Raw genomic sequence first — 11,925 nt, 5'->3', positions numbered from 1 at the left:
TCTAAACGCAACGCCCGGTCTGGCTTTTGTCAGGCCGGGCGTTTGCCGCTTTCAGACCCCTCGGGTTTCACCGTGGGGCAGTAACAGGTAACAAGACATGGCAAAAGAATACAGCCGTACCCAACGTATCGGCGATCAGATGCAGCGTGAGCTGGCACAGCTGATCCGTCGTGAAGTCAAAGACCCGCGCGTCGGCCTGGTCACCATTACTGCTGTTGAAGTCAGCCGTGACGTCGGTCACGCCAAGATTTTCATCACCGTGATGGGCCAGGACAGCGCTGAAGACATCGCGCAAAGCATCAAGGTGCTCAACTCCGCCGCCGGTTTCCTGCGTATGCAGCTGGCTCGCGAAATGAAGTTGCGCAGCGTTCCGCAGTTGCACTTCCATTACGACGAAAGCGTCGTGCGTGGCGCGCACCTGTCGGCCCTGATCGAGCGTGCGGTGGCTGAAGACAATCAGCACCCGGTAGCGGCTGAACCCGAAGACGCCAAGGAGTAATCGGTGGCTCAGGTCAAACGTATCCGTCGTAACGTCAGCGGCATCATCTTGCTCGACAAGCCGCTGGGGTTCACCTCCAACGCGGCATTGCAGAAGGTCCGCTGGTTGCTCAATGCCGAGAAGGCCGGGCACACCGGCAGTCTTGATCCGCTGGCCACCGGCGTGCTGCCGTTGTGCTTCGGTGAGGCCACCAAGTTCTCGCAATACCTGCTCGATTCCGACAAGGGTTATGAAACCCTGGCGCAACTGGGCAAGACCACCACCACGGCCGATGCCGAAGGTGAAGTTTTGCTGGAGCGCCCGGTGACCGTTGGTCGCGCCGATATCGAAGCTGTGCTGCCGAAATTTCGTGGGCAAATCAGTCAGATACCGCCGATGTACTCGGCGCTCAAGCGTGATGGCCAGCCACTGTACAAGCTGGCCCGTGCAGGCGAAGTAGTGGAGCGCGAACCGCGTTCTGTTACTATTGCGCGCTTGGAATTACTGGCCTTCGAGGGTGATACTGCGCGGCTTGCGGTGGATTGCAGCAAAGGCACCTATATCCGCACCTTGGTGGAGGATATCGGTGAGCAACTCGGTTGTGGCGCTTACGTGGCTGAATTGCGACGTACCCAGGCCGGGCCTTTCACGCTTGCACAGACCGTCACTCTGGAAGAGCTTGAAGCGGTACATGCCGAAGGCGGCAACGAAGCGGTCGACCGCTTCCTGATGCCATCGGACAGCGGCCTGCTGGACTGGCCACTGTTGCATTTCTCGGAGCACAGCGCGTTCTACTGGCTTAACGGCCAACCGGTACGCGCCCCGGATGCACCGAAATTCGGCATGGTACGGGTACAGGATCACAACGGTCGCTTCATCGGTATCGGTGAAGTGAGCGAAGACGGGCGCATCGCGCCGCGTCGACTGATTCGGTCAGAATGACCGAACGAGTGTGGCTGTTAACAGGCACGGTCACTACTCATTTTTAGATACAGGGATTTGTCCCTGGCCTGTTGAAGCTGTTTCTTTGAAACAGTTTCCTGATAAAAGGATTGCCTCATGGCTCTCGACGTTCAAGAAAAAGCTCAAATCGTAGCTGACTACCAGCAAGCTGTTGGTGACACTGGTTCGCCAGAAGTGCAAGTTGCACTGCTGACCCACAACATCAACAAACTGCAAGGTCACTTCAAGGCCAACGGTAAAGATCACCACTCCCGTCGTGGTCTGATCCGCATGGTAAACCAGCGCCGTAAGCTGCTGGACTACCTGAAAGGCAAGGATCTGGGTCGTTATCAGGCTCTGATCGGTCGCCTGGGTCTGCGTCGCTAATAAGCGATTGCGCTAGAGGTTGGTTGTCTGTCGTGCGTCAGTGGGTTTCCCGCTGGCGCATGGCAGGCTCCCAGCCTCAAGTTTTATCTGGATATACGTTTTACCCTGGACAGGCGTTGGGCCGATTCCCGACATTGCCCAAGAATTTCGCAAGAAGACAAGTTCCCCAAGAGCCACAAAAGAAGGTAGGACACCGTGAACCCGGTAATCAAAAAATTCCAGTTCGGTCAGTCGACCGTTACCCTCGAGACTGGCCGTATCGCCCGTCAGGCCTCCGGCGCAGTATTGGTCACCGTTGACGACGACGTCAGCGTATTGGTGACTGTTGTCGGTGCCAAACAAGCCGATCCAGGCAAGGGCTTCTTCCCTCTGTCCGTTCACTACCAGGAAAAGACTTACGCTGCCGGTAAGATCCCTGGCGGTTTCTTCAAGCGTGAAGGCCGTCCTTCCGAGAAAGAAACCCTGACTTCCCGACTGATCGACCGTCCGATCCGTCCGCTGTTCCCAGAAGGCTTCATGAACGAAGTGCAGGTTGTCTGCACCGTCGTTTCCACCAGCAAAAAGACCGATCCGGACATCGCTGCGATGATCGGTACCTCGGCTGCCCTGGCCATCTCCGGCATTCCTTTCGATGGCCCGATCGGCGCTGCCCGCGTTGCGTTCCATGAAAGCACCGGCTACCTGCTGAACCCGACTTACGAACAGCTGAAAGCTTCGAGCCTGGACATGGTCGTTGCCGGTACTTCGGAAGCCGTGTTGATGGTTGAATCGGAAGCCAAAGAGCTGACCGAAGACCAGATGCTGGGCGCTGTACTGTTTGCTCACGACGAGTTCCAGGTGGTGATCAACGCCGTCAAGGAACTGGCCGCTGAAGCTGCCAAGCCAACCTGGACCTGGGCTCCACAGCCAGAAGCCACCGCACTGCTGGGCGCTATCCGCGCCGAGTTCGGCGAAGCGATCTCCCAGGCTTACACCATCACCGTCAAAGCCGACCGTTATGCACGTCTGGGCGAGCTGAAAGACCAGGTTGTTGCCAACCTGTCCGGTGAAGAAGGTCAGCCGACTTCCGCTGAAGTCAAAGCGGCTTTCGGTGAAATCGAATACCGCACCGTTCGCGAAAACATCGTTAACGGCAAGCCACGTATCGACGGTCGCGACACCAAGACCGTACGTCCGCTGAACATCGAAGTCGGTGTTCTGCCGAAGACCCACGGTTCGGCACTGTTCACCCGTGGCGAAACCCAGGCCCTGGTAGTCGCGACTCTGGGTACTGCCCGTGACGCACAGCTGCTGGACACCCTGGAAGGCGAGAAAAAAGACCCGTTCATGCTGCACTACAACTTCCCTCCGTTCTCGGTAGGTGAGTGTGGTCGCATGGGTGGCGCTGGTCGTCGCGAAATCGGTCACGGCCGTCTGGCCCGTCGTTCGGTTCAGGCCATGCTGCCTGCTGCCGACGTGTTCCCGTACACCATTCGTGTTGTGTCGGAAATCACCGAGTCCAACGGTTCGAGCTCCATGGCTTCGGTCTGCGGCGCTTCCCTGGCTCTGATGGATGCCGGCGTTCCGATGAAGGCACCGGTTGCCGGTATCGCCATGGGTCTGGTTAAAGAAGGCGAGAAATTCGCTGTTCTGACCGACATCCTGGGCGACGAAGATCACCTCGGCGACATGGACTTCAAAGTAGCGGGTACCGCCAAAGGTGTTACCGCGCTGCAGATGGACATCAAGATCAAGGGCATCACCGAAGAAATCATGGAAATCGCTCTGGGCCAAGCCCTGGAAGCGCGCCTGAATATCCTCGGTCAGATGAACCAGATCATTGGCCAGTCGCGTACCGAGCTGTCGGAAAACGCTCCGACCATGATCGCGATGAAAATCGACACCGACAAAATCCGTGATGTTATCGGTAAAGGCGGCGCGACCATTCGTGCGATCTGTGAAGAAACCAAGGCTTCGATCGATATCGAAGACGACGGTTCGATCAAGATCTTCGGCGAAACCAAGGAAGCGGCTGAAGCAGCACGTCAGCGCGTTCTGGGCATCACCGCTGAAGCCGAGATCGGCAAGATCTACGTTGGTAAGGTTGAGCGCATCGTCGACTTCGGCGCATTCGTCAACATCCTGCCGGGCAAGGACGGTCTGGTTCACATCTCCATGCTGAGCGATGCTCGCGTTGAGAAAGTGACCGACATCCTGAAAGAAGGCCAGGAAGTGGAAGTACTGGTACTGGACGTGGACAACCGCGGCCGTATCAAGCTGTCCATCAAAGACGTAGCAGCAGCCAAGGCTTCGGGCGTTTAATCACCCCCTTAGCCTGACCGCTTCAGCGTTATAAAAATGCCCCGCCGTGAAAACGGCGGGGCATTTTTTATGTGCAGGAAGATCAAAAGATCGCAGCCTTCGGCAGCTCCTACACAAGCCCAATGTAGGAGCTGCCGAAGGCTGCGATCTTTGATTTTGCGGTGCGCCAAGTTGCCGGACCCCGAAGCCAGTGCTAGGTTTAGCCCACAGCCCGTGTAGCTCAGCCGGTAGAGCAGCGCACTCGTAACGCGAAGGTCGCAGGTTCGATTCCTGTCTCGGGCACCATTCTCTTCTTCACTTCACCTTTCTGCTCAGGTCCTCGACGGTGCGCTTGAGCTGATCCATCGCGCGATCCTGATCGCTGATCTCCCGTTTGATACTGGAGATTTCGCTGTTGTTCGAGCTTGAGCTGGAGCCGCTGTTGCGCTTTAGCTCTTCCACTTGTTTGCCAAGGTTGTTCAGATCGCGCTCCTGCTCGTTGACCGTGCGCTTGAGATCGTCAATCTCCTTGCTGCTGGAGTTTGAGCTGGAACCGCTGTTGCGTTTGAGTTCTTCGATCTGACGGGCCTGCTCGCTGAGGGTGCGCTTCTGGCTTTCCAGTTCGGTGGCATTGGCCTTCACGGTTTTTTGCAGGTTTTCCAGATCATCGATGCTGACACTGGTTCTGACGAGCGTGTCCTTACCGAATGAATTGTGGAGGGCGGAGATTTTGTCGGAGTACAGCGAAGGGTCAGAGGTGACTTCGACAGCCGCTTGAGCGGCACTGGCCAATGTCAGGCTGCCAAGCAGCAGGGCAGCGGTGGCAAGCTGGGCAGACAAAAGCTTCGAAAAACTGCGCATCACTGGGGTTCCTTGTGAAGTGCCGATATGGCACATCGCTACGACTTGGGATTTCGACTTATGTTCCAAAGCCTCCTGCACCTTATGTTCGTGGCTTTTTGTGGAATAGATGTAAAGACCCGTGTGAATCCTCGACAAAACGTCCTATATTCGTTGTCTGCATGAGCATCGCCCAGCAGTTTTCAGATGATCCCGAATGGTTCTGAAGGCCAGACAAACCGGGCTTCAAACAGTTTTTCTGCGTCAGAGAGATCCTTGATGATCCAGATCCATCTTCCATTCCCCAGATCAGCGAGAACGCCATGACCGTTAAAGAATTGACCCAAGAAGCCAGAAACGAAGAAGCACTTAAAAAGTACCTGCTTGAGTCGCCTCAGTTGGCCGAAGAGATCAAGGACTTGCCAGCCGACGATCAGAAAGACCAGATCCAGTGGGCATTCGAGGATGAGGCTGAATCCCAGGGCTTGCAGCCGTGGGAGCTGACGCTCAAGTACACCTCTACCCCGGAAGAGTTCGAGGCTGCGCGCCTGGCCCTGCACAAGGAGGCGGCGGAGGTATTGGGCGTCGAGTGGGAAGAGTACTGCGAGATGAATAATCTGGTGGTCTAAAAAAAATGCCAGCTTTCATCAGGCTGGCATTTTTTATATCAAAGGCGTGATCAGAGACTCAGTCGCATCGACAGGTCTACAGCCTTCACATCCTTGGTCATCGCACCAATCGAAATATAATCCACCCCGGTTTCGGCGATTGGCAGCAACGTGCTTTCGTTGATACCGCCGCTAGCCTCCAGTTTTGCCTTGCCGGCGTTCAGTCGTACGGCTTCGCGCATGTCATCCAGGCTCAGTTCATCGAGCATGATGATGTCGGCACCGGCCGCCAGGGCTTCTTTTAGCTCCTCCAGACTCTCCACTTCAATCTCCACCGGTTTGCCCGGGGCGATCTTGTGCGCGGCTGCGATAGCCTCTGGAATGCCACCGCAGGCGGCGATATGGTTTTCCTTGATCAGAAAGGCGTCATACAGGCCGATGCGGTGATTGTGGCAACCGCCGCAGGTCACGGCGTATTTCTGAGCCAGGCGCAGCCCCGGCAGGGTTTTGCGGGTGTCGAGCAACTTCACCTGGGTTTCGGCGACGAAATCGGCCAGGTATTGCGCACGAGTGGCCACGCCGGACAGCAATTGCAGGAAATTAAGAGCACTGCGTTCACCCGTCAGCAGCGAGCGCGCCGGGCCTTCGAGATGGAATAGCACCTGATTGGGTTTCACCCGTTCGCCGTCGCGCACCTGCCAATGAACGGCAACCCGCGGGTCCAATTGCCGGAAAACCGCATCCACCCACGCGGTGCCAGCAATGACAGCCTCATCGCGGGTGATGATGGTGGCTTTGGCCAGGCGTTCGGCCGGGATCAGTTGCGCGGTGATGTCGCCGCTGCCGATGTCCTCGAGCAACGCACGGCGCACGTTGGCTTCGATTTCGGCGGTCAAATCGGCGAGACGTAGATTCGGCATAACGGGCTCCACAAACAAAGTGGCCCGATTATAGGGCCATGCTGCGAGGCAACCCAAGGCATCAACGGCCATTCCATCGTTCGCCAACCTGCATTTGGTCGATTCGCGCGAGCAATCAGTGCTAAGCAAGGGGCTCTCATAAACGTCTATTTCTTGGGGAAGGGCAGAGTCTGCTGGCACAAGGAAGGTCTTTTGCAGATAATCCGCCTTGCATTTGACGTCATGGCTTTGACGTAACTTTGGATTCCCGATTACTGAATGACAGCGGGTGGTAACTGTCCCCGTTGAGCGTCGGCTATATGGCCTGCGTACTCGATCTTTCTTACCGAACCGAACCGAAGAATCACCGTTTCAGGAGGCTGGATGCACAACGACGGGAATGTAGTGCCTTTGCACAAGGCGGCTACCGACCAGGCGACTCACTCGCCGCTCGCCCGCCTGCCCGTGATTCTGCTTCAGGTTCGCGACAAGGCCGCTCAACAACTCAAGCAAGGTTTGCAAGAGCTGTTCGATAATGCCGACGACACCCTGTTCGAAATGGCCGACCGGGCCCGAAACAACGTCGAGCAAAACATCTTCTTCGAGGCCATGCGCGATTTGCGCCTCAAGCGCAAAAGCATCGAACGCGGTTTTCTCGAGCAATTCTTCGAGGCTTTCGTCAGCCTCGCGCAGTACGACATTTCTCACGCTGCCTTGCCCCGGGCATTGGCTTTCGATGCCTCGGCGTCGATGCCCGATGACGACATGGAGCGCAATGTGGCGGTGGAGGCCATGGTCGGTAAAGTGCTGAATCGCGACGGTTTCGCCCTCGACCAGCTCACCGCCCGACTCAGCACACTGTTGAGCAAGACACTGGTCGAACAGCACAACCCCTTGGGGCCGACGCTGCTCTGCGAGTATTTCTTGCAGGCCGGGCGCAACCTGGGCATGGAGATCAAGGTCAAGCTGATCATCCTAAAGTTGTTCGAACGCTATGTGCTCAGCAATGCTGATCAGCTTTACGCCGAAGCCAATCAACTGCTGATCGCCACCGGCGTACTGCCGGACCTCAAGCCCGCCCCGGCGCGGCGTGCCACCGATCGGGCGGCTGCGAGTGTTCGTGCTGACCCCGCCGAGACAGGCGTGCGGACTGGCAATACACAGATCGACGAGGGCGTGCAGGAAGTCTTCGCCGCCTTGCAGGAGTTGCTGTTCCATGTGCGTGGCAGCGTTGCGCCGACCCTGGAAGTCAGTGCCCAGACCCAGCCTATTTCCACCCGCGACCTGCTACGCCTGCTCTCGCACTTGCAGCAATACGTACCGGAGCTGGCGGCTCCGGACGACTTCGATCTGCGTAATCAGCTCGAACAACTGCTGACCCGCGTCAGCGTCAAAAGCGGCAAGTCGCGCGTGGTGGGGGTGGCCGACGAAGACGTGATCAACCTGATCGCCATGCTCTTCGAATGCATCCTCGATGACCGTAACCTGCCGGACTCCCTCAAGGCGCTGATCGGCCGTTTGCAGATCCCGATGCTGAAAGTCGCGGTGCTCGACAAGAGCTTCTTCAGTCGTAGTAGCCATCCGGCCCGGCGTTTACTCAACGAAATCGCCGCTGCGGCCATGGGCTGGGGCGAGTGCGATGACCATGAGCGCGACAGCCTGTACCTGCGAATCGAGCAAGTGGTGCAGCGTTTGCTGAACGATTTTGTCGATGACCCGGCGATCTTTTCCGAATTGCTGGCGGATTTTCTCGCCTTCACCAGTGACGAACGCCGTCGTAGCGAATTACTCGAGCAACGCACCCGCGACGCCGAAGAAGGCCGTGCCAGGACCGATCTGGCGCGTCAGCGCGTTGAGCAGGCGCTGAATCAGGCGTTGGTGGGCAAGGTGCTGCCGCACAGCGTGGTGACGTTTGTCCAGGAGGCCTGGAGCAAAGTGCTGTTGCTGACCTGTCTCAAGCACGGTGATCAGTCCGCCGAATGGCATGCTGATGTGCAGACCATGGCGCAATTGATCTGGAGCGTGCAGCGCCATGACGAACCTGACGCGAGCCTGCGCTTGTTGTCGCTGGTGCCGGGGTTGCTCAAGTCGTTGCGCGATGGCTTGAACAGCTCGGCATTCGACCCGTTCGCCACCGGCGAATTTTTCAGCGAGCTGGAAGTTTTGCACCTTCAGTTGTTCGAACGCCCGGGCCAGAAAAGCACGGCTGTTGACGCACCGATGATGGTCGAAGTGCAGCAGCAGATCGTGCTTCGCACCGCTGACGAAGGCCCGGTCGAAACGGCATCGATGCGTTTGCCGGAGGACGATGTTGCTCTGCTTCAGGTCGATAAGCTGCACCTGGGCTGCTGGGTCGAGTTTCAGGAAGACGAGGAAAACACCCTGCGCTGCAAGCTGGCGGCGATCATTGAAGCCACCGACAAATACATCTTCGTCAACCGTACCGGGATGAAAGTGCTGGAGCACAGCCGTACCGGCCTGGCCCTGGAGTTCCGGCGTGGCGCGGTGCGAACGCTGGACGACACCTTGCTGTTCGACCGGGCGCTGGAGTCGGTGCTGGGCAACCTGCGGCGTCTCAATCGCGGCAAGTGATCGCGCGCCGAGGGTCTATCGCGGCATACTGGGCACCAACACAGTCGTCGTTGAAGGAACCTGTATGCAGTTGGACCCCGCGAGCGGTTGGTGTCAGGGCGTGCGCATATGCCCCTCGCCCAACTTCAATGCACGCCCCGAGGGCGAAATTTCCCTGCTGGTGATCCACAACATCAGTCTGCCACCAGCGCAGTTTCTGACCGGCAAGGTGCAGGAATTTTTCCAGAATCGTCTGGATGTCACGGAACATCCCTACTTTGCAGGAATCGCCGACCTGCGGGTGTCTGCGCATTTTCTGATTGAACGTGACGGCACCGTCACTCAGTTTGTCTCTTGTCTTGAGCGTGCCTGGCACGCTGGCATCTCATGTTTCGAAGGACGGGAAACCTGTAACGATTTTTCCGTGGGCATCGAGCTTGAAGGCACGGATGATCTGCCGTTCACCGACGCCCAATATCAAGCGTTGACGGCCCTGACGCGACAGCTGCAAAGCGCCTTCACGGGCATCACCGCACAACGCATCTGCGGGCATAGCGACATCGCACCCGGGCGCAAGACTGATCCGGGACCGGCGTTTGACTGGGCACGCTATCGCGCGGCTCTGGAAAAAAAGGAGCAACAATGAGTTTTCTGGTGCTGCTGTTGGCGGTGTGGATCGAGAAGTTCTCGGCCCTGCGCCATCGGGTTCAACGTGATGGCGGTTGGGTGCGCGAGCTGCACAAGCTTGAAGCCAACCCACGCATGACAAACCGTCCGTGGCTGATACTGGTGGTGCTGGTGTTGTTGCCGGTGGCGCTGCTGGGTTTGCTGTTGCTGGTGCTGGAGCCGGTAGCCTACGGTTTGCTGGCGTTACCGGTGCACCTGCTGGTGGTGATTTACAGTCTGGGCCGAGGTGATCTGCTGGCCGACCTCGGGCCGTTTCGCGATGCCTGGCGCCGGGAGGACCTGCAAGCCGCCGCCCATGTGGCCAAACGCGACCTGAATATTTGCGCCGACAACGGCGAGCAACTGCTGGAGCGAGTTGAAGGGCATCTGTTGTGGGAGGCCTATCAGAGCTTTTTCGCGGTGATTTTCTGGTACTTCCTGTTGGGCCCGGTTGCAGCATTGAGCTATCGACTGCTGGCGCTGGCCGAGGAGCACGGGCAGAACCCGGCCGTGGTCGAGCGAGCGGCACAGCTGCGTCACGCGTTCGATTGGGTGCCGGTGCGACTGCTGGCGGCGAGTTTTGCGCTGGTCGGCAACTTTGTCGCGGTCGGCCGGGTGATGCTGCACGAGCTGCTGAACTGGAACATCAGCGCCGCCCAACTGATCGAGAAAGTCGGCTTGGTGGCCGGTGAAATTCCGGCGCCGGTGGTGGGGCCGGACGGCATCAACAGCCTCGACCGGATCTGGGAACTGCTGCTGCGCGCGGCAGTGCTTTGGTATGCCGGGTTCGCGTTGTGGACTGTTTTGTCCTGATTTCTGCTTTGAATCGAAAAGATCGCAGCCTTCGGCAGCTCCAGGGATCGTGTGAATCTGTAGGAGCTGCCGAAGGCTGCGATCTTTTTCGTTAACCTTAAGTTACAAAACCCTCCGCCGATTTAGGCTATACAGAGATAGCGCCGATAGTGGCTATCTGCTGTCTCTGCGCGCCTGCCATAAAAATAAGAATTCAAAGGGAGACTTCACAGTGAAGAGCTTGCTCTATCCCGCCGTCGCGCTGATGAACCGCCTGAGCTTCGGCATGAAGTTCAGCCTGATCAGCGTGCTATTCCTCGTGCCGATGCTGGTGACCAACTTCTATCTGGTGCGCGATTCCTATCGCGAATTCCAGGGCACACGGGTCGAGCTGCAGAGCCTCGACCTGCTGGGCAGCGGCCTGAGCCTGCGCCGGGATCTGGAAACCCTGAACAACCTGGTGCAGATCAACGTCATCCTTGGCCAGTCCGGCAAGGCGGGTCATGTCGAGTCGAATATCAGTGCTCTGGAGCAAAGCGTTCTGACCCGTTTGCAAGGGCTGGCGGCGATGACCACTGACCCGGAACAAATCACCTTTTTCGATGGCAAGCGCGATGAAATGATCGCCGCGTTCAAGGCCCAGCAAACGGAAACCTCCCTGCAAAGCAAAAGTGCGCTGATCGGCAAGTTGCTCGGCAATGCGCAGATTTTCAGCCAGATCATTACCAGTCAGGCCGGCCTGAGCCGCGACAGTCAGAGCGACATGCGTCAGCTGAGCGAGCTCATTACCAACGTCACGCCGGCCGTCACCCAGACGCTCGGCGAAGGCCGGGCGATGGGTTCTTACTCGTTGGGGCTGGGCTTTCTCAATTCTGCGTCGAGCACTCGTTTCGATGAGTTGCTGGCGCAGATCGAAAAGCTTCAGGCCGAATACGGTCTGAAATTGCAGGATGCTCTGGGCTCCAGTAAAGCGGCGCACGAAACCCTGGCCGCTCAGGCCGAAAGCAGCAAGGCCTCCCTGAAAAAGGCCAGTGAACTGTTCGAAGAACAAGTGGTGATGGCTGACACCCTCGATGCACCGTGGCAGGCCTTTTACGATCAGGTTACGGGCCTGATCGACCAGACCTACCAACTCAATGAAGCCACCCTGAAGTTTCTCGGTACCCAGTTGCAGCAGCGGCTGGAGCAGCACCGCACCCACATGATCCTGCAGGCAGTGGCGCTGGCGCTGGTGTTTGTGTTGATTTTTTACCTCTATGGCGGTTTCTATGCCTCGACCCGCACCACCCTCAAGCGTCTTGGCGCGGTGATGGACAAGGTGGCGGCCGGGGACATGACCGTGACCTTCAGCGCCAACAGCCGCGATGAACTGGGCGAGCTGGGCGAGGTATTCACCGGCACCGTGAAGAAGATCCATGACCTGATCGAGCGGGTGGGCCAGACCGTCAGTGAGGTCGAGCGC

The 11,925-nt window shown here is 57.9% G+C and carries 10 protein-coding genes, 1 tRNA gene and 1 pseudogene; 10 read left to right on the top strand and 2 right to left on the bottom strand.

Annotation, left to right across the window (positions count from 1 at the left end; all coding sequences use genetic code 11):
• The first annotated feature begins 97 nt into the window (after nt 1-97).
• From rbfA to KGB18_RS15725, 5 genes are all read left to right on the top strand, one after another.
• Nucleotides 98-499 carry a 30S ribosome-binding factor RbfA gene (gene rbfA / locus KGB18_RS15745; RefSeq protein ID WP_030128077.1) on the top strand — a complete coding sequence of 134 codons (402 nt, stop codon included), beginning with the start codon at nt 98-100 and terminating at the stop codon, nt 497-499.
• Nucleotides 500-502: 3 nt separating this feature from the next.
• Nucleotides 503-1,420, top strand: coding sequence for a tRNA pseudouridine(55) synthase TruB (truB, locus tag KGB18_RS15740; RefSeq protein ID WP_007900465.1), 918 nt, complete (start codon nt 503-505; stop codon nt 1,418-1,420).
• Between the two features lie 117 nt (nt 1,421-1,537).
• Entirely contained in the window at nt 1,538-1,807 is a 270-nt protein-coding gene (gene rpsO / locus KGB18_RS15735) for a 30S ribosomal protein S15 (protein WP_003176135.1), read from the top strand.
• Between the two features lie 195 nt (nt 1,808-2,002).
• Nucleotides 2,003-4,108: a polyribonucleotide nucleotidyltransferase gene (gene pnp, locus KGB18_RS15730; RefSeq protein ID WP_052965657.1), complete on the top strand. Its 2,106-nt coding sequence runs from the start codon at nt 2,003-2,005 to the stop codon at nt 4,106-4,108.
• A gap of 209 nt (nt 4,109-4,317) precedes the next feature.
• Nucleotides 4,318-4,393 (top strand) — tRNA-Thr (locus tag KGB18_RS15725).
• Between the two features lie 9 nt (nt 4,394-4,402).
• Here KGB18_RS15725 and KGB18_RS15720 read toward each other — a convergent pair.
• A complete protein-coding gene (locus KGB18_RS15720) occupies nt 4,403-4,948 on the bottom strand; it encodes a hypothetical protein (RefSeq protein ID WP_223570206.1) in 546 nt (181 codons plus the stop codon).
• 302 nt (nt 4,949-5,250) lie between these two features.
• Here KGB18_RS15720 and KGB18_RS15715 point away from each other — a divergent pair, with 302 nt between their 5' ends.
• Nucleotides 5,251-5,556, top strand: a complete 306-nt coding sequence (locus KGB18_RS15715) for a DUF6388 family protein (protein ID WP_007900453.1) — start codon at nt 5,251-5,253, stop codon at nt 5,554-5,556.
• A 50-nt stretch (nt 5,557-5,606) separates the two neighbouring features.
• Here the strand turns inward: KGB18_RS15715 and nadC are convergent, their stop codons facing one another.
• Complete coding sequence (gene nadC / locus KGB18_RS15710) at nt 5,607-6,455, bottom strand: carboxylating nicotinate-nucleotide diphosphorylase (RefSeq protein ID WP_123721309.1); 849 nt, start codon at nt 6,453-6,455, stop codon at nt 5,607-5,609.
• 363 nt (nt 6,456-6,818) lie between these two features.
• Here nadC and KGB18_RS15705 point away from each other — a divergent pair, with 363 nt between their 5' ends.
• The 4 genes and pseudogenes from KGB18_RS15705 to KGB18_RS30085 all read left to right on the top strand — a co-directional run.
• Nucleotides 6,819-9,026 carry a DUF1631 domain-containing protein gene (locus tag KGB18_RS15705; protein ID WP_223570205.1) on the top strand — a complete coding sequence of 736 codons (2,208 nt, stop codon included), beginning with the start codon at nt 6,819-6,821 and terminating at the stop codon, nt 9,024-9,026.
• A gap of 64 nt (nt 9,027-9,090) precedes the next feature.
• Nucleotides 9,091-9,651 (top strand): 1,6-anhydro-N-acetylmuramyl-L-alanine amidase AmpD, encoded by a 561-nt coding sequence (gene ampD, locus KGB18_RS15700; RefSeq protein WP_123721307.1) that lies wholly within the window; start codon nt 9,091-9,093, stop codon nt 9,649-9,651.
• The gene (ampE, locus tag KGB18_RS15695) at nt 9,648-10,484 is read left to right on the top strand and encodes a regulatory signaling modulator protein AmpE (RefSeq protein WP_123721306.1); all 837 of its coding nucleotides are present in this window, start codon (nt 9,648-9,650) and stop codon (nt 10,482-10,484) included. Before ampD ends, ampE begins: the two co-directional genes overlap by 4 nt.
• Nucleotides 10,485-10,728: 244 nt before the next feature.
• Nucleotides 10,729-11,868 (top strand): annotated as a pseudogene (locus KGB18_RS30085) (HAMP domain-containing protein); the annotation flags it as partial.
• Nucleotides 11,869-11,925 lie beyond the last annotated feature (57 nt).

This window comes from Pseudomonas sp. BF-R-26, from assembly GCF_019947395.1.
Classification (GTDB): domain Bacteria; phylum Pseudomonadota; class Gammaproteobacteria; order Pseudomonadales; family Pseudomonadaceae; genus Aquipseudomonas; species Aquipseudomonas farris.
Note: the sequence above shows the minus strand (reverse complement) of the source record. Positions and strands in the feature narration are given on the sequence as shown.